This is a genomic window from Cyanobacterium sp. uoEpiScrs1, assembly GCF_947331815.1.
GTDB lineage: Bacteria > Cyanobacteriota > Cyanobacteriia > Cyanobacteriales > Microcystaceae > Rippkaea.
This window is the reverse complement of record NZ_OX373462.1, coordinates 895,144-917,625: the sequence shown is the minus strand read 5'-3', so window position 1 is coordinate 917,625 and position 22,482 is coordinate 895,144. Positions and strand designations below refer to the sequence as shown.

The 22,482-nt window shown below is 32.2% G+C and carries 14 protein-coding genes and 1 tRNA gene; 8 read left to right on the top strand and 7 right to left on the bottom strand.

Annotation, left to right across the window (positions count from 1 at the left end; all coding sequences use genetic code 11):
• Positions 1-43 precede the first annotated feature (43 nt).
• On the top strand, positions 44-958 hold the full coding sequence (locus OXU93_RS03200) for a transposase (protein ID WP_267384441.1): 915 nt from the start codon (positions 44-46) through the stop codon (positions 956-958).
• A gap of 1,511 nt (positions 959-2,469) precedes the next feature.
• Positions 2,470-2,829 carry a DUF1823 family protein gene (locus OXU93_RS03195; RefSeq protein WP_267384769.1) on the top strand — a complete coding sequence of 120 codons (360 nt, stop codon included), beginning with the start codon at positions 2,470-2,472 and terminating at the stop codon, positions 2,827-2,829.
• A gap of 50 nt (positions 2,830-2,879) precedes the next feature.
• Here the strand turns inward: OXU93_RS03195 and OXU93_RS03190 are convergent, their stop codons facing one another.
• From OXU93_RS03190 to purE, 3 genes are all read right to left on the bottom strand, one after another.
• Positions 2,880-3,854, bottom strand: coding sequence for a sirohydrochlorin chelatase (locus OXU93_RS03190; protein ID WP_267384440.1), 975 nt, complete (start codon positions 3,852-3,854; stop codon positions 2,880-2,882).
• Between the two features lie 1,199 nt (positions 3,855-5,053).
• Positions 5,054-5,863, bottom strand: a complete 810-nt coding sequence (locus OXU93_RS03185; protein WP_267384439.1) for a tetratricopeptide repeat protein — start codon at positions 5,861-5,863, stop codon at positions 5,054-5,056.
• A gap of 32 nt (positions 5,864-5,895) precedes the next feature.
• Positions 5,896-6,432 (bottom strand): 5-(carboxyamino)imidazole ribonucleotide mutase, encoded by a 537-nt coding sequence (gene purE, locus OXU93_RS03180; protein WP_267384438.1) that lies wholly within the window; start codon positions 6,430-6,432, stop codon positions 5,896-5,898.
• Positions 6,433-6,607: 175 nt separating this feature from the next.
• Between purE and nagA the strand changes: the two genes are divergently transcribed.
• Entirely contained in the window at positions 6,608-7,777 is a 1,170-nt protein-coding gene (gene nagA / locus OXU93_RS03175) for an N-acetylglucosamine-6-phosphate deacetylase (protein WP_267384437.1), read from the top strand.
• Positions 7,778-7,847: 70 nt separating this feature from the next.
• On the opposite strand, the gene OXU93_RS03170 is transcribed toward nagA, so the two are convergent.
• Positions 7,848-8,540 carry a PHP domain-containing protein gene (locus OXU93_RS03170; RefSeq protein WP_267384436.1) on the bottom strand — a complete coding sequence of 231 codons (693 nt, stop codon included), beginning with the start codon at positions 8,538-8,540 and terminating at the stop codon, positions 7,848-7,850.
• A 912-nt stretch (positions 8,541-9,452) separates the two neighbouring features.
• Here OXU93_RS03170 and OXU93_RS03165 point away from each other — a divergent pair.
• Positions 9,453-11,237, top strand: a complete 1,785-nt coding sequence (locus tag OXU93_RS03165) for a glycosyltransferase family 39 protein (RefSeq protein ID WP_267384435.1) — start codon at positions 9,453-9,455, stop codon at positions 11,235-11,237.
• Between the two features lie 1,106 nt (positions 11,238-12,343).
• Here OXU93_RS03165 and lexA read toward each other — a convergent pair.
• The 3 genes from lexA to OXU93_RS03150 all read right to left on the bottom strand — a co-directional run bounded on the left by lexA (position 12,344) and on the right by OXU93_RS03150 (position 16,210).
• Entirely contained in the window at positions 12,344-12,949 is a 606-nt protein-coding gene (gene lexA, locus OXU93_RS03160; RefSeq protein ID WP_267384434.1) for a transcriptional repressor LexA, read from the bottom strand.
• A gap of 649 nt (positions 12,950-13,598) precedes the next feature.
• Positions 13,599-15,188, bottom strand: coding sequence for a YcjF family protein (locus OXU93_RS03155; protein ID WP_267384432.1), 1,590 nt, complete (start codon positions 15,186-15,188; stop codon positions 13,599-13,601).
• Positions 15,189-15,706: 518 nt separating this feature from the next.
• Positions 15,707-16,210, bottom strand: coding sequence for a hypothetical protein (locus OXU93_RS03150; RefSeq protein ID WP_267384431.1), 504 nt, complete (start codon positions 16,208-16,210; stop codon positions 15,707-15,709).
• An 832-nt stretch (positions 16,211-17,042) separates the two neighbouring features.
• On the opposite strand from OXU93_RS03150, the gene accC reads away from it, so the two are divergent.
• The 4 genes from accC (at position 17,043) to OXU93_RS03130 (ending at position 22,057) form a co-directional block, all read left to right on the top strand.
• The gene (gene accC / locus OXU93_RS03145; RefSeq protein ID WP_267384430.1) at positions 17,043-18,407 is read left to right on the top strand and encodes an acetyl-CoA carboxylase biotin carboxylase subunit; all 1,365 of its coding nucleotides are present in this window, start codon (positions 17,043-17,045) and stop codon (positions 18,405-18,407) included.
• Between the two features lie 934 nt (positions 18,408-19,341).
• Positions 19,342-20,922, top strand: coding sequence for a glucose-6-phosphate isomerase (locus tag OXU93_RS03140; RefSeq protein WP_267384429.1), 1,581 nt, complete (start codon positions 19,342-19,344; stop codon positions 20,920-20,922).
• Positions 20,923-21,177: 255 nt separating this feature from the next.
• A tRNA-Gln gene (locus tag OXU93_RS03135) sits at positions 21,178-21,249 on the top strand.
• Between the two features lie 343 nt (positions 21,250-21,592).
• Entirely contained in the window at positions 21,593-22,057 is a 465-nt protein-coding gene (locus tag OXU93_RS03130; RefSeq protein WP_267384428.1) for an MEKHLA domain-containing protein, read from the top strand.
• The last annotated feature ends 425 nt before the right edge of the window (positions 22,058-22,482 follow it).

Sequence of the window (22,482 nt, the reverse complement as noted above, 5' to 3'; positions counted from 1 at the left end):
TGTCAGGGTGAAGTCAAACTGCCAAAAAGGTAGCTAGAATCCTATGAGTCCCAAGAAATTGAACGACGACGATAAACAAGAAATTCTTAAGCTTTATCGCCAAACACCAGAAACTACATCCACTTTAGCTGATCGTTATGGAGTTAGCAGCTCTACTATTAGCCGTTTTCTCAAAAGTCATCTGTCAGAGTCAGAGTATGAGGAGTTAATTCAACAAAAACGTTTAGCACGGACGGTTAAATCAGAGTTATCATCTGCACAAACAAATGCTAAACCTGTATTGATGGTATCAGAGAGTCAACCAGAGTCTAAACCTATAAAAACTGAGAGTAGACTTGTGCTGGTGACATCAAAGAGTCAATTAGAATCATCCTCGACAGAAACTAATATTAAGCAGCTTCCTATCCTGGCAAAAGATCAGCCATCGAAATATGTTCGAAATTTAAATAAAGACAATGAGGAAGACGACCTTGAAGTTGTCGATGTCATTGCTCTTGGAGAAATGATTGGTGAGGATTTATCAGGTGAGATTGATGATGATGAAGACTTAGAGGATGAAGATTGGAATGAGGGAGAAGAGGAAAATTATGATCAATCTTTAGCTCAAGATGGAGAGGTTCAAGTCTTGCCCTTATCGTGTGCTGTTTTTCCTAAAACTTGTTATTTAGTAATTGATCGCTCTGCTGAATTAATTGCTCGTCCTCTTAAAGAATTTGCTCATTTAGGTCAAATTCCAGCCGAAGAAGTGCAGCAAAAAACTTTACCTGTATTTGATAATCATCAAGGAGCACGTCGCTTTTCCAATCGTTCTCAACGAGTGATTAAGATCCCTGATGGTCGTCTTCTATATAAAAGTTGTTCCTATTTATATGCTAAAGGAATTACACGTTTATTGATGGACGGACAAATTTATTCTATGGAATCTGACTATGATAATTTACCTACAATAAACATCTAACGATTTATTAATGCTTTCAGTTTTTTGTATAAAATAGTATGAACGTAGTCCTTTTATCTACTACTTTGAAAATCAATAGTTCTATCAACCTAACAATTCAGGATAAGCTAACCAAAAAACTGATCAAACAAGCTACTAGTTTTATTTCAGCAAAGCTTTAAGATTCATTAAGTACTCTTTTCTAAATAAATTTATACTTATGGCAAATTCTTTCTCTTATTTCTATAAATATTTCTTGGTAAAAACAGGTAACGATTTATACAATTTAATGCTTGAACTATATTGAATAGTTTAAGTTATTTATTTTTAAAATTTTTGATATTAAATTTTAGGTTTTTTGTTAATTTTCATAAACTATTTTAAAGAATATTGAGAACGTTAAAATATTTTAAGTTAAATTGAATTTGGCTCTTTATTAGTTGTTCAATTTTTGTAAATCACTATAATAGGACTTTTTTAAAAGTAGTATTCGCAAGGCGTTAAGTTTTTTCTATTTATTGTTCCTTCATACTTAATACTATAGTCTAAGTTTTTAGATCTTACTCATGTTTAATCTCTTGGAATATACTCTGATATTTTTAAGTTTAAGTTAACTGAACTTTACTGTGCTTTTGTCATTATATCTATACTTGTATACTTAGTCTGTAGTCTACTATTGTAGAGATAAATAACGCTATTTATAATTTTATGATTTGAATAATTAAACTAAGTCTTATTATGGTAAAGTCTAGTTAATAAATTCATATTATACTAGTCCTCCCAGTATATATTATAAAATCGTTAATGTTTATAAACTCAAGCTCATTAGATTTAATCGGACCTGAAGAAATTCAAGCAAAATAAATTTTGATAAAATTTAATGATAGATAGTAATTTAGAAAGGTTTAACTTACTTGAATTTAAATGACAAAAATACAGGCTTAGATATAATAGACTTAAGCAAAAAATATTAACCTATTGATATAATCAATGCAGCCCTATCTTAAATATTATCAATTTTTAAAGTAAAATTTCTGAAACTTTAAGAGAAGTTGATTTTAAGTTCTTAAACAGTCTGATTTTTTAGAATGATAAATATATCACTTCTTTTAGAAGAAATAGGAGTAAAACTTATTATTAATAAATCAATCTCTAAAAATAGAATTTTACGTGCTTAAGTAGAATATTAAGATAAGAATCTAAGACCATACAGTCCTTATCCAATATAATGAAAGTAGATAAAAATAAATATTTAAAATAAATTATGCCAGATATAAATTATTATAGTGAATATTCTAATAATTTTTGCAAATAGTAATCATAGAAAAAGCAAATATATCAACAGTCATCATTGAGATAATTTCTTACTTAGTAGATAGTCATATAGATAAATATAGAAAAGCTAGAAAATAGTAATCCTAACTCTTAGGATGAGTTTTATGTGTATCATATTTTTATGAGATAATAATTAAGTCTATTATTAAATAGGATTTGTTAATAGTTTATTGTTGATATTCAATTTAAAGCCAATGATTACTCAGTTACCTCCTCTCAACACCGATACTATTTGGGCAATTCTTAATGATCAAATTGATGATACAACTGTAAACCAATTAGTTTGGCACTATTTAGGCTATCGTTATGAACAGTCTAGTCAAAGTTGGAACAATACTCAAGTTGCTGAGAACTGGAAAAAAGATTATCCAGAGCCTCCTGATTTTGTTGGAAGTCGTCCGCCCATTGTAAAGCTAACCCGTTCTATTCCAAAAGAAAATAAACAATTACTTAAAAAGCAGTTAGGATTTAAAGGCTATAAGATAGGCGAGTTTGGACCAAGACAAACTCGCCGTGCCACTATGGCTAATTGGTTGTTGAGTTATTTAGCAAGTTAGATTTATAGTAGACAATAATTGAAACAAATTGATTGTTCATTTACCATTTTTCATGGAACCTGCCAGATTTGTTTGTGGTATTGCATTATATCATCATAGAAATTTTGGGAGATATGATGGTGATCGTGGGAATGGTGATCGTGGGAATGGTGATCGTGGGAATGGTTATTTCTAACAAAGGAAAGTCGAAATTTACACATCTCACAATTCATCTGAGTTTGTCCTAGTTGACTTTCAATTTCTCTTTCGCGGATTATAGAAAATAATTCCGGAGCCAGTCCAATTTCAGGAAGATTAAGGACTTCAATGTGGGGATATCGTTTTTGTTGTTGAGTACAAATATGAAAGATTTTTTTAACTAGTGCCCCTGTAAATAGAAAATGAGGAAGTACGATTATGCGCTTAGGATGATAAAGTCTTGCTCGTTCAAATCCTTGTTCTAGGCGGGGATGAGTAATGCCAATAAAACAGGTTTCAACTGTACGGTACTGACTTCCTTCCCATAATAAACGGGAAAACTTATATATGTCACTATTAGCATCAGGATCACTAGAACCTCTACCAACAACAAGTAATACGGTATCTTCAGGAGCAATAATTTCTCTATCAAGTTTAGTTAAACGTGACCGCCATATATCCAATAGTAAGGGGGTATTACCCAAATGTCGGCCATAATGAAACTTTAAAAAAGGATAACGTTCTTTCGCTCGATCTAAAGCGTTGGTAACATCAAATTTTATATGACGGGCAGAAAACAATAAAAAAGGGAGAGCTGTTATTTCTTTAAATCCCTCAGTTACACAGTGATCAATACCTTCTTGAATTAACGGTTCTGTTAGCTCTAAAAAACAGGGAATGACAGGGCGTGATGTATCCAATGTCTGATAGATATTTACGAAATTAAGAAACGTTTGTTTTCCATCAATATCTCTAGTTCCATGTCCAATAATTAGTAGGGGGCGTCGGAAAGGCAAAGGGGGAAACTTTTCCAACATTGTTGAAAATGTTAAAGCCTGAGTAACCATTTATACCTCTTAGATGAGTTTAATAAATCAGAATATAGATAATGGCAATCCTGACTTGCTATATAAAGTAGTATCTTACAATTTTTATTATTGCTCATAATAAAAATTATTTATCATAGCTATTTGTCTTGAATCCTATCAACGATTTATACTTTAATCCTCCTTATATTAGTAGTCATGGTTAAGACTCTTAATGTGATTTTTTACACTTTTCTTTAGAAAGAAAGGCTTAATATTTAAGTTGAATTTTATACAGAATGTTTATAATAGTTATGCATTGAGATAAGTAATCTGATGACATAAAGCTACCATAATCAATTAGAAGACAAAACTGATAGAGTATGTTGTTAAAGTTGTAGATATATATTTTGATCTATACAAAAAATATATAACAAGTTTTATTTTAGTTTCTTTCATTGGTATTTATTAGCTCAATCACAATATTTAGGTTTTTATGATCGACATTATAGATTTTTTTAAAAGAAGAGAATATTGCTACGGTACAACAACTATTTTTTGCGTTGTCATAAACTTTAGCTGAGGGTATCTATGTAATTTAAGATAAAAGTAGATATTTGATTTATTTTAAAAAACTTTATTTTTTGATATAGACTTAAAGTAATCTACCTGAATATTGAATATAGTTAATAACTATATAACAAAAAACCTGGGAAAGAAGAGTGTATTAATACTTGACAATTAAATATAAAAAACTTTTTTTTAAATATTAATTATGGCTCTATTCTAAGCTATTTAGACTGACAAAAATTTTTTAAAAACCGCAATTATCTAACAAATAAATAAATTACAACCTTGAAAATTTTATAAAGAAGGTAATATTTTCCAATTTAACCTATAGATAAAAATTAATCTCAAGGAGTAATCATACAAAAATTAGCCAATACCAATATGTTTAATTTTTGAAAATTAAATATATTGGTATTGATATTAATGAATACACTAAATGTCCTTCTAACAAACATACTGCTCTTGATTAAGATAAATTATTTTGTATCAGTTGTTCAATTAATCAGTAATTAAGGCAATATGCAGCAAGGAACAGACACTTTAAGATAATTTAGCTAAATTGTCTTAAGACTTACAGTCTTAATTTTAGTATTAGTATTGAGACTTCTTGCTTTATTTAGTGACATAGTTTAAACAAAAAACAATATAGTATTAATAATGTTAGTACCACTTTACTTTAGATTTAAAAATCTATCCAAAGCCGTTATCATCCTCGGTGGCCAACGACGAACTTTTGTTACCCAATCCAAATCTTGATAACGGTTATCCATTCCTACTGTTGCTACCCAATTACTCTCAGCTTCCCCTTGCTTTCCTAACTCCCATAAAATTGCTGTTAATGCTGCCCGTGCATCAGGAAACATAGGATACTTTCGTATAATGTCTTTCATTTGGTTTACGGCTTCTTTTTTGTTTCCCAACTGGTACAGTGCCAAAGCAACATTTGCTGTTGCGAAAGTAAAATCTGGATCAACATTGACAGCTGCTTGATAGTTTTGTAATGCTTGTTCCCAGTTTCCTAAACCTCCTTGAACATTACCAAGACTATTGTAAGCAATAGCATTATTGGGAGTAATTTCTAAGACTCGATTGTAATTTTCAATTGCCTCGTAATATTTTCCCTGTTTTTCCAGAACTATTCCTCGATTAAGGTAAGGAGCAGACTCATTAGGAGCTAATTCAATAGCCCTATTAAAGTCTATGATAGCTTTATCTAATTTATTCTGATTGACACGAACATTGCCCCTATGACTCCATAATATTGGATCTTTGGGGAATTTTTCAATTAGTTGAGTCCAATAGATTTCTGCCTGGGTAAAATCTCTTTTCTGCGTTGCTTCAACAGCTTTTTTAGCGATTTTTTCTCCCCATTCTAATTGCTCTTGAGTAATTAGAATGGGGATTTCTTGCGCTAAGGCTCTGGGAACAGTCCCAATCCATAGTAGGAGAATACTGAATAGACTTAGTAATATACGAATCATTGTAAGTTTCTATTGATAGTGTTTTTTACTTATTATGACTTCTGTTCCATTTTTTTTAAATAGTTTTCATAGCCTAACTGGTTAAGTTTTTTTTGTTTATCAATCACTATTTGTGTCATATTGTGTCGATACTCTTGGACTAGTTTCAACAATTTAAGATCATAAGATGCTATAATTTGAATTGCGAGTAGTCCAGCGTTTTCAGCATTTCCAATAGCGACAGTAGCAACGGGAATACCTCTAGGCATTTGCACAATGGAATAAAGAGAATCTACTCCCTGTAAATGACGAGTCGCAATGGGAACGCCAATAACAGGCAAGGAAGTTAAAGAAGCCACCATTCCTGGTAAGTGAGCTGCTCCTCCTGCCCCTGCAATAATCACTTTTATTCCCCGTTCGCACGCAGTCTGAGCATAGTCCGTCATAACTTTCGGTGTACGATGAGCAGACAAGATCTTAACTTCATAAGATACACCAAAGTTTTGACAAACGGTAATTGCACTTTTCATGATTGGTAAATCAGAATCACTTCCCATAATTATTCCTATAAGAGGGAAAGAGTTAGTCATAATAGTTGATTAGGTGTATTCGACAAGTTAATTCTAACAATGAAAAATTATCTAGACACAGAGACTTAGTATTAGTAATAATGAATTTATTGATCAAGCTTAAATTCTTGGTAGACTTAAAATTATAAATAGATAAGTAAAATGCAATTTACAAAAAATTATTCACAATAAAACAATGCTCAAAGATATTATTATCATTAATGCAAAAATATCTGGCTATCAAGACAGTCAACAAGTTTATATTAACTCTCAAGGTATTATTGAAAATATATTACCGATGAAAACAAGTCTTGAATCTATCCAGCATAGAACAATCTTGGATTTAAAAGAAGATAATTTATCATTAGGAGGTATAGACTTACAAATCAATGGGGCGCTAGGATTGGCTTTTTCTGAAATAGAAGAAAAAGATTTGCCTATATTACAAAGAATCTGCAACTTTCTATGGCAAGAAGGAGTTGATGGTTTTTGTCCAACAATTATAACAACATCAGTTAAAAATATTCATAAAACACTTTCAATAGTTGATAAATTTATAAGTCAGCAAAGCATTAAATCAGAAGAGACAGCAAAAGTATTAGGAGTTCACTTAGAAGGACCATTTTTAAACCCACAAAAAAAGGGTGCACATCGTGAAGAATATCTATTAACTCCTAGTATAGAAGCGGTTAAGTTGATTTTGGGAGATTATGTTCATCGCGTTAAGATAATAACTTTAGCTCCCGAATTAGACTCAACCTATAAAGTAATTCCTTATTTAAAATCTCAAGGCATTACTGTTAGTTTAGGACATTCTCAAGCTACAGACAAAGAAGCAAAAAAAGCTTTTGAATTGGGAGCGTCAATGGTAACACATGCTTACAATGCTATGCCTTCATTGCATCATCGTAACTCAGGATTACTAGGAGAAGCGATAATTAATAAAAATGTTTATTGTGGATTAATTGCTGATGGCCGACATGTCTGTCCAACTATGATAGAAATATTACTAAAATCAAGCCATTATGACCAGGGAGTTTTTTTAGTTAGTGATGCTTTATCTCCCATTGGACTAGGAGATGGAATTTATCTTTGGGATGAGCGACAAATTGAAGTTAAACAGGGAACGGCAAGTTTAATGAATGGAACATTGTCGGGAACAACTTTGCCCTTATTTTCTGGATTGGGTAATCTAGTAAAATGGGGAATCTGTGAGATAGAAACTGCTATTTCTTTGGTAACAGAATCTCCGAGAAAAGCCATTAGGCTGCCTGGAATTTCTAAAGGGCAGCCTGCTCACTTACTGCGCTGGCATTGGGACAAAATAAACCATACTTTAAATTGGAAAAGATTAAAAAAAGAATAGTTGTTATTAACAATATGTAAGTCTCAAATTAGGCGTGAAAGTCTCTTCTTAATCATCTGTCAGTCTTAAACTAGATCCGTCGAAGTAAACTTAAACCGTGAGTATCAGTTCCACAGGTGTTAAATAACCCATATATTTGACTTAAAGCTAATATTTGTTCTGTTTGTTTCGGACTAGTTGTCCAAGGTTTTGGATTGCCATAGGCATAAAAAGCCTCTACTCCATCAATACCTAAATCGGTACAAGCATGTATCAGCTCATCTACAGAGCAATTGTAACGAATAGGATGAGCTAGGACAGCTAAACCACCAGCCTGATGGACAGCATTTATAACTTGATGAGCTGAACTACAAAAGTATTCGGGATGGGTTCCTTGAAGATAAGGCTCCATCAAACTATGTTGTGGAGCAAAACCATAGCCTAAAATATGAATTTCAGTATTAAGGAGATTAGCAGTAATCTCAATTCCAGTCCAAAGATGAGGTAGAGGTATATGAGGATAGTGTAGGCGAGTTTTATTAATCCAGTTCTGCGCAATTTGGTAACCACTAATAGAGTGATGGTCAGTAATTGCTATCCCTTTAAGGCCGAGAGCCACTGCTTGTTCAATTAAAACTTGAGGTTTTAATCGTCCATCGGAGTGGGTAGTATGCATGTGAAAATTATAATTGTAAGGGCAGCTTTCTCTGTGCAAAGTTTGCCAAACCTTCTTAAGAGTTTCAGTATCTTGGGTTGATGGTTGGGTTAACGTAAATACAACCATAGTCAGTACCTTTATTAAAAGAATATTACAAATTGTTACGTCTAGGATAACAATTCTTTGCTTAAAAAGTTAAAAATTACACGTTTAGTTTATCTGAAGTGATGAGATTTTTGGTTCAAACCTATTTGATGAGCAAAATACTTAGATAGCTATCACTAAGCTGAACATAACTTTAAAAAATAGCTGGGTCAAGTTGCTAGATAATATATCGATATCAACAATAATTATCTGGATGTGTTTATATCGATGTATTATTTTGAATATCAGGTAAAAAGCCCGTTATTTCAGTAACGAAAAATTCGTATAGAATCAAAGCTTCCGTAAAATCATATAATTAGTCTTCTATTTTTGTAGAAGCTTTGATTGATAAAAATAAAAGTATTGGTATTATTCAGCAAGTTAGTGATTACTTGTTACAAAAACCTACTAATATAGTTTTTTACCTTAAATGTTAATTTAAACAACATATTATCCGTCTACGAAATATGAGTTACAAGCTGCTGTAATCTCAGGTTTCCTTTCTAATCAAATAAGACTCTTAAAAACTAGGTAAGATTAAGGGGACACAACTATACTAAACATAACTACTTATGTTAGCTGGCAATCAGTTTATTCCTAATGAGGATATTTTAACACTTTAAAAGATATTAAATCTTTAATTATTGAAATATATACATCAAAAAAAATTACCATTAATTACTTAAGATTTTACCTTTAAAAAATATTCAATTAATATTAAAAAATAAAAAATGCACTATAGTGTAACAACAATAATGTGTACGATTAGCAAGATCGGTTTGTCTAATTTGTTTTCTTTGTGAATCATTAACTTAAGCTCTCATAATACTCTCCAATTTTTTCCATAAATGACAAGATGAGTTATTTTATGAGAAGTTGCTTGTGAAGTAGTCCATGTTAAAAATGCAATTTTCTCAACGTTGGGTTAATCAGTTACCGAAATTGATAAACTGGCTATTATTAGGGTTATGGATAGTTATTGGGGGTATTCTCAGGTTTACTAAATTAACGACTAAACCTCCTTGGACAGATGAATTTGCTACGATGGTGTTTAGTTTGGGGAATGATTTCACCTCAGTTCCTCTCAATCAGGTGATTTCTATTGGTACTTTATTACAACCCCTAAGATTTAACCCTGATGCAAGCATTAGAGATGTTATTTCATTACTCTTACAAGAAGATAATCATCCTCCTCTATATTTTGTATTAGTACATTTATGGGTAAAACTATTTATCCCATTAGGAGAATACGTAAATGTTTGGGTGATGCGATCACCTTCTGCTTTATTAGGAATTTTATCGATTCCAGCGATTTATTTTTTGGGAAAAATCACCTTTCGTTCTCAACGGGTGGGACATATTAGTGCAGCTTTAATGGCAGTTTCTCCCTATGGAATCTTTCTCGCACAAGAAGCTCGTCATTATACGTTGGCAATTCTTTTTGTAATTGCTTCTTTAATCTGTTTTATGGTTTCAATTAACAGTATATACAAAAATAGATTGATACCATTATGGTTAATTATTGTCTGGATATTTATCAATGGACTTGGCTTATCAGTCCATTATTTTTTTGGACTAACTTTACTTTCAGAAGGGATTACAATAATATTTTTAATTTATTGTTGTCATCAACAACGAAAAAATAATTTGTCTTTTGTATCACGAAATTTAATCCGTATTATGTGGGTTTTAGTAGGGGCAATTTCAGCTGGGGTAACTTGGATAGCAATTATTATCCCTAAGGGATACGGTAATGGCATGATTACCTGGATTCATCCAGTTGAACATATTTTATATATGATTAGTCCTCCATTTCAACTATTAGCAGTTTGGGTTCCCATGATATCTTTACTGCCTGTTGAATCTTCTATTTTAGGTATTGTCATCTTGTCTGGTTTAATCTTATTATTATTTTTTATTTGGTTAATTCCCTATGTACACAAAGGAATTAAAAAAGGATTAGAATATTCGGACTATTTTTTTCCAATAAAGGGGTTGATAATATTTATTATTAGTGCAATCTCTCTTTTTTTAGGGATTACCTATTTTCTAGGATTAGATATTACTCGTGGTGCACGATACAGTTTTGTTTATTTTCCAGCTGTCATAGTTTTAGTTGCTGTGAGTCTTGCGATACTTTGGAGTAAACCTAATATTGATAATTCAATAATCGAAGAAAAATACCGAATATCGTTAAATCCTGCTCATTTATTAATGAAAATCTATAGTAAACTAAATTGCAACGGAAAATTTGCTGTTTATACTGTTTGGTTTATGGGATTTTTAGGATCAGTTACTGTATTAGTTAATTTAGGATATCAAAAATATTATCTTCCTGATCGCTTGATATCAATCATTAAAGATACAGCTTCTAGTCCGGTTTTAATTACGACAACCCATAGAAGCTTAGTACAAACAGGAGAAACTATGGGAATTGCTCTAGAATTACAACGACGTTCACAGCTCCAAGATACTTTATTTTTATTGGTTCACCAAGAACAATCGGAATCCCCTGAAGCAACAGAAAATTTAAAACAAGAAATTAGTAAAATTCCCCATCCTCTTGAGGTATGGGCAGTTAATTTCAAAGCTCCTATTGATCTAGAACAATGCATTGTTGATCAACAAAAGTTTCCTAAAGTTAATGGTTACAATTATCAACGGTATACTTGTCAATAATTACTAATGATGTGAATTTTTTTAGAGATCAAATATGACAGTCTTTATCAAAAATAGTGCATATTTAATATTAAACTTCTCCAAGTGAGTGGAGATTAGTTACATGAGTTTTACAGTAGTACTATCTAAATTTTTATAGATTAAATGACCCCTAAAGTAATTTTTTCTTTAGGGGTCATTTAATCTATAAAAATTAATAATATTTTCATTTATCTAGTTTATTGGACTACTATTTATAATACCTATTTAGATAGTCGAAATAGTATTCTGATTTAATTAGAATAGACAATATAAATTTCATATAGATTTATAGTTAAGTATTGGCTTAACAGAATTTCGTATGTATTAATCATCACAAGAAAGTATATGGTTTAATTTTAACTGATAGAATATATTTTCCTTTGCTTATTAACCACCCTAAACTATTGGAGTAAATTTTTACTAACTAAAAGATTAATAGCCTTGATATATTATATTGTTTATTCCAGTAATTGTCGTCATACAGATAACTAATTTAATTAAGTTTATTTAAAATCAAAACTAGCTATTTTGTCTACATGAAGTCTTTGTCCTAAATTCGCGAATTATAAATAATTAGATAGAAATAAATAACTATATATTAATAGGTTAGATCAAGCATTAGTTTCGTTAAATAAAATTCATATTTTTCTGTTTAGTTTCGAGATAATCAAGTTTGCTCATTCCTTACTCTTTAATGAAAAATTTATTCACCTCTAACTTATTTAACCCAAAATATTACTTTATTCTTTCTGTTATCGCTACCATAAAACCAGATCTGTATAATGAAATTACACTAAATAATTACTATTAGTTCTTAAATATATTATATGTAAATTATTTTTTATTTACATTAACCTAATTTCAGGTATATTAGTATTTAATACTTTCCCTTATTTATTGCTGTTGTACTTTGTCTTTATTTGAGGTGAAGTTATCAGATATATAAATGCAATAAATAACAAAAAAATAATTAAATTTTATTCCTTAGATAAAGAAAACATAGTAAGCTCTGAATAGCAAAGCAATTGATTAGGCTGATAAGTCGTCTGTCTTCGATTCTTCAGCTTACTCGTGATTAGAACAAATTATGAGTAAGCACGCCAAACCCCTACCAAAACTCCTTGAATTTCTACTTCAGAAGTCTTAAGCTCCATTGATTTATATTGAGAATTGGATGGTTTAAGTAATATTTTTTCACCATTTTGATAAAATCGTTTTAAAGTTGTTCCATGACCCTGAACAATAGCAGCTACAATTTCGCCATCTTGGGGATATTCATCTCTAGACAAAGATCTCATAATAGCTAGGTCGCCTTCAGTTATTAAATCTTCAATCATGCTATCTCCTACAATTCGCAACCCATAGTAATTTTTCTGTTCAGTGATTTCAGATAAATCTAATTTAGTTTGATCATCGATGTAGAGTTCAACTAACGTACCAGCCGTGATAGCACCCAAAATACTGATCCCCTTAGGTTTAGGACGTAAAATACGAATGGTACGAGCTTTGCCTTCTATCCAATCGATATAACCTTTATTTCGTAGTCTTTCCAGACGACTCTGAATAGGAGCTGGTGACCGCAGGTGCATGGCATGCATCATTTGACGAATGGAAGGTGCATGCTGGGTTTTGTCGATGTACTCAACGAGCCAGTCAAATAGTTCTTGTTGGGCAGGGGTTAAAGATTCCATAGATTTTGACGTAAACAGAAATAACTATAAATCAGCGGTAAGATTTTTACCTCTTAGTTTAACGAACACAAGTACTATGATATATCTATTTCACTCTTTGTTTAATTTCTATAATTTTTTCCTAAAATCAACTATAGAAAAACTATCTTCTTGGAAACGTCAGAGATAGAAGGCTCAACTTGTTATATATTAGAATTATTGAGATAAACCAAAGAAGTATCTAAACGATAAAAATTTTTTAACAAAATAAGTCAATAGTAAGACTGCCTCAATTTACAAACGTACCTGTTTAGATATATTTTAATTCGAGGTCAATCTACAAGATATAGTCTATTGAATAAGCTGTGACTTTGTCTTAGACATAACTTTTAGCATAATTAAATAATATTTTCCTAATTTTTTGTTCTCAATAGTTTCTTGGTTTATCTTAATAATTATAATTAATTCAGTATATATCTAATTCAATTACATTTTAAACCTACTAAGTAGTGCTTTAAGAAAATGACTATAGACAATAAATTCAATAAAGGATTATATTCTTAGGCTTTTACCTACACGAACTTCTCTTCAAAGAAAATTTGTTTAATTAATTGATTAATATTTAACAGAATAAATCGGTTTAAGTCGCTAAATCCATTGATGGCATAAATTACCAATCCTCCTCCTCTAAGATAGCTTCTTGTTCTATAGATTCTATACTACATTTTTCTTCTTCTTTTTCCCAAGTTGCTGTTAAGGGCTCTACCACTTTAACAATAGCATCAGTAACAAATTTTTTAATAAATTTATCCTTACGACTCAGTTCAAATTGATGCTGTACAACCTCGATAATTCCTCCATCGCCCCAGTCTTGGTTCTGACGGAAATATTCGATAAAACTTTTCCCAGCAATATAGGTTAGATAAGCCGCAGTTACTCCCTGAATCGCTTTTCCAACTAAATAAGTAGCTATACTTAATTGCAGGGCTTTACTTAACAAATCTAAAGCTCCTTTCACTATTCCTAAACTTACTAAAGTTTTTCCTAAAGATAAAGCTAATTCCTTTCCGCGCTCATTATTTAATTCACAGCCATAAATTTGTCCAATTTCAATTATCATTTGAGCATTAACAGCTGCCATTGCTAACATATCTACTACAGGTAAAGGAGTAACAGAAATGACCCCTGCACCAATCCATCTATAACGATCTATAATCTTATCTGCTTGTTGTTTTCTTTGACGGTCTATTATATCTCTTGCTTCCTCCCCCAAGCGTTGAGATCGCAGTAAAATATTATCAGCGATTAAATCTTCCCCTTCCGCCCTCAAAACCGCAGCAAGACGTTTAATTAAGGGAATGATTTCTGGTTCTGGCGTAATGATTTCTTTAGTTTCTAGTGAGAATGATTGAGGCTTAGCAGCGACTGCAATAATATCTGAAGAAGAAATCAACCCCTTAACTCTTTGTTGCAACCTTTGTATTAGCAGTATCAGTTCTTCTTTAGGATAAAGATCAATTTTATTCAGGATTAATAACGACCTCTTACCAATGTTTACTAAAGTCTGTAGAGGATCATATTCCGATTGACGTAAATCATTATCCACCACAAATAATAATAGATCTGCTTCTGTCGCTAATTTTCGTGCTAACTGTTCCCGTTCACTCCCCTCTACTCCTACTTCCAAAATTCCTGGAGTATCTGTTATTAAAATCTTTCTCAGAACTCCCGACAACTGAAAAGAATAGGTTTCCCCCATTTTGGTCGTTCCGAAAGTTGCTTCTACATTGCCAACTATTTCCCCAATTAAGGCATTGACTAAAGAAGTTTTTCCCGCTGATCCCGTACCAAAAACTACAACTTGTAAATCACCTTGGGCTAAACTAGTTTCAATTTGATGAGAACGATTTAATAGAGCTTTTTGAGTGACTTTGTCTTGAATCTGTTGAACTTGGTAACGTACTGCCTTAAGAGTTTCCTGTGCTGCTTCAGTTTTTTGTTTAGGTAGTTTAGTACGAGATCTCTCTTGACGACGAGTAGAAAAGAATTTACCAGAGAAAGTCCGGTTGAAGAAATAAACAAAAGCATAGATTAACAAGCTCAGGAGACAAATAATCAAGAAAATCAATAGATTTCCTAAAATAGGAACTGTAAAAGAGACTTGAATATAAAGACGATAAATCGAATTAATTAACCATATAATCAATCCGAGAATTATACTCAAACCAATCATCAGAAATAACAGACGGGACAGAGGCATGGAGAGAGAAAAAAAGTGGAGAGGGACAAGAATAAAGAGTCTAGTGCGCCTTTCGCCTTACTGTTCCTGGTTCTGTTTTATAAAGGCTTCTAGGCAGAAACACAAAGGAAATTGAAGCATCTGATTAGATAGACGATCAAAGTCTGTCTAATCTAAACTGGAGTAAACAAAACGAACCAAGACAGAGGACTTATGGGCAGGAGAAAGAAAGATAAGCTTCTAAACCCATTATGGCAGTGAACAGAACGATAAAAACGACAACTTTGACTTAATATCCATATATTAGGGAATTTTAAATGGTTATTATCTGCCAGTTTCGTCTCGTCCAACACTAGCTTAAAGTTGATTGACCATATAAATCACTGTTATTCTAAATTAGCTGTGATAATTACGACAGTATAAGTTGCAAGTACTTTTACTAAAGCTAAGATAAAAGTATTACTATGAAAATAAATAGGACAAGCTTAAGATAATTAAATAGTTTTCTGTTAATAAACTAAAGACATAGTTAGCATTAATTATGCCCAATCAACTATCGTTCTATGAGAACTTAAAGAAATATTGGATGCTACCTGTTGTAGTTGCTTTTTTATCATGTTATCTATATTTTTTCGCTCTATTTCAACCCCTTGTGTTTTATCATTTGGTTTATCCATAAGGATAATACTATCAACTTGACAAATAGCAAACATTTGGAAAAAAAGATGAGTTATCGGTAAGGAAATAACATCAATAGGGGAATTAATACCATTGGGGTCTACAGTATGTTGAAAATCACAGGCATCCTGATGGCTAACAAAACCATAGACAACTCGCTTTGTTATTTGGGGGTATTTGCGGCTATTTAAGGTTGTAACTATCCAATGACGGTCACTCGTGTGTAAAACAAAATAGTCTGTTTTTTTCTGTTGACTAGCAAAGAACTTAAGCACTGGATTAATTGCTTGTTCCATAATCTCTATAGGTACGCCATGTCCAGGGGCGTCATTGGCGAGAATTTCTAGTTGGTTATCTAGATTCATAAAAATTATCTAAGTATTGAGGCAAAGTACACTTTTGATTAGAAGAAAAGAGCTAGGATAAAAAACGTCTATTTTCTACTCCCGATTACTTTTAACTCTATATTGTATTATCAATTATTTTAGAAAAAAATTAACAATATCACAATTTACAATCAATTCTTGAATCAAGGCTATCGTTTATATCTTTCAGACATTGGTTATGTAAACTATTTTTATAACCTACATAATCCTTGATTTTGATAGTAACGTATCTTGAAACTATATCTATACTTTCACTTTAGGATTGACTTTAATTACATTAAAGAACTATGTAGTATCTTCTCAAGAAAATTTTTAGTTGTTCCAAAAGTTCCAACACTATCTGTATTTTTAGCATTTATGGATCAGTCAGGCGTGTGTTTCAGATAAAGTACAATATGTAACAGTATAGTTAGTCTATTAGCAAACAATATCAGCATTGATACTCTGATTATGGAAAAAAGACTAGAGTACTAACTCAAAATATTTCGTTCGTTTTTTAAGAAATTTAGGCTTAATCATCTATAATCGCTTATTAACCTCAATTAATGGTTATTTTATTATTTTGATAATTAGCCAAGATATATTGAATAGATTCTTAGTTTCAATAGAAATAAGATAAAAAAGACGATATCTCCATTTTAAGAGTTAACAACTTTTTTAGTCTAACTTTAATAATGGCTAAAAAGTTTCAATTGAGCAAGGATATAATACGCGATATATATTGGCTAGTTGTATAGTTAAGTGAAATTAACGTACAAAACCCGATATTCTACTAAGTACGACTGTTTTATGTTTATACACCGGTTCAACAATGCAACTTCCTAAAATCTTAATTGCAAATCGCGGAGAAATCGCCTTACGAATTTTACATAGTTGTGAGGAACTAGGAATCGCTACGGTTGCTGTTCACTCGACGATAGACCGCCAGGCACTTCATGTACAACTTGCTGATGAGAGTGTTTGTATAGGTCCACCATCGAGTAATAAAAGCTATCTCAATATCCCTAACATTATTGCTGCCGCCCTTACACGCAATGCCACTGCCATTCATCCAGGATATGGTTTTTTAGCGGAGAATGCTAAGTTTGCTGAAATTTGTGCAGATCATAAAATTACATTTATTGGACCAAGTCCTGAAGCTATCCGATCAATGGGAGATAAGTCTACCGCGAAGAAAACGATGCAAAAAGCAGGAGTGCCTACAATCCCTGGAAGTTGGGGTGTAATTGACACGGAACAAGAAGCTTTAGCAGTTGCTCGTGATATTGGTTATCCCGTCATCATTAAAGCCACTGCTGGAGGTGGAGGACGAGGAATGCGCTTGGTTCAGGAAGATAAAGAATTTCCTCGTGCTTTTCAGGGAGCTCAAGGAGAAGCTGAGGCTGCATTTGGGAATGGAGGAGTTTACATCGAAAAGTTTATTGAACAACCTCGTCATATTGAATTTCAAATTCTGGCTGATAGTTATGGCAATGTAGTTCACTTAGGAGAAAGAGATTGTTCTATCCAGCGTCGTCATCAAAAATTACTTGAAGAAGCTCCTAGTTCTTTTTTAAATCCCCAATTACGCGCAAAAATGGGGAAAATAGCTATTAAAGCAGCTAAATGCATTAATTATGTGGGGGCAGGAACAGTAGAATTTTTAGTGGATAGGCAGGGAAACTTTTACTTTATGGAAATGAACACCCGTATTCAGGTAGAACATCCTGTGACAGAAATGATCTCTGGATTAGATTTAATTTCTGAGCAAATTCGTATTGCTCAAGGCGAAAAACTCAGCTTTTCCCAAAATCAAATCAAATTTCAAGGTCATGCAATCGAATGTCGTATCAATGCTGAGGATCCCCAGTATAATTTCCGTCCCCATCCAGGTAAAATTAGTGCATATCTTCCCCCTGGAGGTCCGGGAGTAAGAATGGACTCTCATGTCTATACAGATTACGAAATCCCTCCCTATTATGATTCTTTGATCGGAAAATTAATTGTCTGGGCTCCTGATAGAGAAAGGGCTATTAAGCGGATGAAACGTGCTTTAAGAGAATGTGCAATCACAGGAGTTCCTACTACTATTAATTTCCATCAACAAATTTTGGAAACTTCTGCTTTTTTGACTGGTGAGGTATACACTAATTTTATTGAGGAATATTTGCTAGAAAAATCAGATACAAAAAGTTAAGTTTTCTACTTAAATAGCTTATACAACTTGAATTAAATTATGTTGAGCTGTTCTCTAGAAATAGCGCTGAGTATTATTTTTGTACTCAGATAGTAAAAACAGACATACTATTAAGTACTTATATATAGTCAATATAATCTTAAAAATAGTTTATTTGTACAAAAAAAATATTTCTCTAAAGATAAATATTGTATACATAAATGAAGCCAATAACTTATTAAGGGAGATTAACTTGTTACCAACTTTATTATGCAAGAAATAATGTTATGATGCTTTTTTAAAAAATTGATTGTAGGAGTATTAAGTTATTTTACTCCTATACAATTAACTATTTAAATATAATTTTTGTGTACATCTATAAACAAGTAAAAAAGCTAGCAATTAGATCAATTTAAAAAAATGTCTATCTCAAAACAAATAGAGTTCATAAAAAATTTTTAAAATATAAGATAAAAATGAGCTTCTAGAATATTTTTAATATTAAAAACAAATTATTTTTAATGACTAAAAAATCTGAGTTGATCCTTAAAGAATGTATAAATTAAATATTATTTGACAATAAATTGGGAGATATTTTGTTAAATTTTTATGATCTATTGAGTTTATATAAAAGATTATATTACTCCACAATTTATTTTAATTGGTAAATCATAAGATATTAATTATTAATCAATTTACAAGGCAAAAAATACGTTAAAAAATTTAATTTGTCAATTATGAATCGGATTATATGACAAAGATTAGTGTTATAAATCAAAATATAATATCTTAAAATTATAAAAATAAAGAAAACCTTTACTTATATAATCCTAAGTTTAAACTTTTTGAAAAAAATAATAAAATCTTAACCCTTTATTTCTAAGATCTATATCTATGATTGTTGGAGAGGTACTTAATTATCTCTAAAATTCATCTTGATAGTGCAATATTTCCTATGAATAAGCTACAACTCTGGCAACGTTATCAAAACTGGCTATATTATCACCAAGGATTAGGACTATATCTAGATATTAGCCGAATGCGCTTTAATGATACTTTCGTTGACGGACTTAAGCCCAAATTTGAGAAAGCATTTCAGGATATGGAGGCTCTAGAAGCTGGGGCGATCGCCAACCCGGACGAAGGTAGAATGGTAGGGCACTATTGGCTACGCGCTCCAGAATTAGCACCTAATGACGATATTAGAAAAGAAATCACCGAACCTCTTGAAGCTATTGCAGACTTCGTAACTAAAGTTCATAGTGGAAGCATTAAACCCCCTACCGCTGATAAATTCACCGACGTTCTATCTATTGGAATTGGTGGCTCAGCGCTAGGACCTCAATTTGTAGCCGAGGCCTTATCTCCTGATTTTCCTCCTATGGCTATTCATTTCATTGACAACAGCGACCCATCAGGGATGGATCGTATCCTAACTCGTTTAGGTGATCGTCTAAAAAGTACTCTAGTTTTAATAACCACTAAGTCTGGAGGAACTCCCGAAACTCGTAACGGTATGTTGGAAGTCAAAGCAGCTTACAAAACTAAGGGGTTGGACTTTGCTCCTCATGCTGTTGCTATCACCATGCCAGGAAGTAAAATGGATCAGATAGCCCAGAACTGGTTAGCCCGTTTTCCTATGCAGGACTGGGTAGGCGGACGGACCTCCGAACTTTCTGCAGTAGGGTTGTTACCCGCCGCATTACAGGGGATTGATATTCAAGAAATGTTGATCGGGGCTAAGGAAATGGACAAAGCAACCAGGGTTAAAGATCTTAAAACCAACCCCTCAGCCTTGTTAGCTTTAGCTTGGTATTATTCTGGTGATGGGAAGGGAGAAAAAGATATGGTAATACTTCCCTATAAAGATAGTTTGCTTTTATTTAGTCGCTATTTACAGCAGTTAGTTATGGAGTCTTTGGGCAAAGAAAAAGATCTTGATGGCAATACAGTCTATCAAGGTATTGCAGTCTATGGAAATAAAGGGTCTACAGATCAACATGCTTATGTTCAGCAACTGCGTGAAGGAGTTCCTAATTTCTTTGCAACCTTTATTGAAGTATTAGAGGATCGTCAAGGATCATCTACTGAGTTAGATCCTGGAATCACCTCTGGAGACTATCTATCAGGATTTATTCAGGGAACTAGGCAGGCATTATACGAAAATAACCGTGATTCTGTGACTATTACAATTCCTCAGGTTAATCCTCGCACTGTTGGGGCTTTAATCGCGATGTATGAACGTACTGTCAGCTTTTATGGCTCGTTAGTAAATATTAACGCCTATCATCAACCTGGAGTAGAAGCAGGTAAAAAGATGGCTTCTTCTGTTTTATCTCTACAAACTGAAGTCCAAAGAGCGATTGAAGATTCTGCTGGAACTCTAGATCTAGCTACATTAGCAATAAAGGCAGGGGCTTCTGATGAAGTGGAAGCAGTCTACAAAATTGTGCGCCACTTGGCAGCCAATGGACGAGGGGTTATTTTAGAAGGAGATATGGGAAATCCTTCAACTATCAAAATTTCCATCGGTTGACCACCCTGCTAGGAAACATGGTACTGTAGCGGAGTTATGTAAATTAAAATACTTAAAACGTAGTGAGAAAGAAGAATATATACTTATATACAGCACTGTATATAAGTATATATTCTTCTTATCTTTGTATTTGATGATAAATATCAGGCATAATTTAGAGTATTAACTGTATTGTCATCTAATGAATATGTTACTCGAAACACAAACTTGACAAATTCCCATTAGACTCTGTTATAATTACAAGGGCGTTAGCATTGGGGTGTCGCCAAGCGGTAAGGCAGCGGGTTTTGGTCTCGCCATTCCTAGGTTCGAATCCTAGCACCCCAGTTAGATAGTTAAAAACGTTGTCACTTGTTATTATTAAAGTGAGCTCTACTAACTTAGGGGAAAAGATATTCAACTCAAGATGATTTTGTCTGAATAAAGAGAAAAATCAATTTTTTTCCACTAATTTCGTTTTTTATAAGCATACCTTTAACATTGTTACTCGATAAGCAATAATGTAGTTATTAATTTTTCAATTAGTATTTATTTTTAGTAAATTAATGTTACAAAGGTTAGAAGTAAGCATAATTTTGGGCTACTTTTAGAGTACTTCTATATTAATCAGCTAAATATATATACAGATATATTTAGCTTTGACTTTTGTAATTTTTAGTTAGATAAAATAATGAGTATAGAGATCTGGAAAAAGTCAGAAGTAATAACTTGGAGTCAACTATTATTAAATAGTTATAGTAAATTTTTAGGAAAAGAACTGATTGAGAGAACTAATAATATTGAAGAAGCTAAAATACTTTGGTTTCTCCCATTTGTTGTAGTTTCTCATGGACTAGAAATGAATCCTATTTTTAATTACGGTAACCAGATAGCTTTAACACTCTGGCAAATGAATTGGGAAGAATTCACCCAAACTACCTCTAAAAGTCCTGTAGACTTTACTCAAATCGAAGAAAGAGACAAGATGTTAAAAACAGTAAGAAATAGAGGTTTTATCGATAACTATAGAGGAATTCGTTGTTCTAGTACAGGAAAGAAATTTTTGATCGAAAATGTAATTGTTTGGAATATTGTTGATACTAACAATCAATTTCATGGACAAGCAGCTACATTCTCTAAATGGACTTTTCTTTAGATTTATTGTTAATATCCTACTTAAAAATCAAACCAAACTAATTATTGGTAACAACTCGGTATATATGAGTATTTTTTGGACAAATATTACCGTAGTATTCAATTGCTTTTCTCTTTTTTTAGTATATAGTTTTTTCCTGATCAGTAATGTATAGACAAATTATAGTCAAGCCTCTAAAAATCGGTCAGTTAGTGAAAAATGCGATGAAACACTTTTAAATAAATAACCTTGAAGTTCCTGATAAAAGTTACTTAATCTCTTAGTACCAGGATTCGCAACCTTTATATTTTTAGTCATCATTTGTTGCAAAAATAAAAGTAAAAGACTAAACAGTTAAAATCAAATTAGAAATTAAATAGGATAGGATATATTCAAGTTTACACTTGGGGAGTAGTCCATCAGGGTGCTCATTTTAAGAAAGTGTA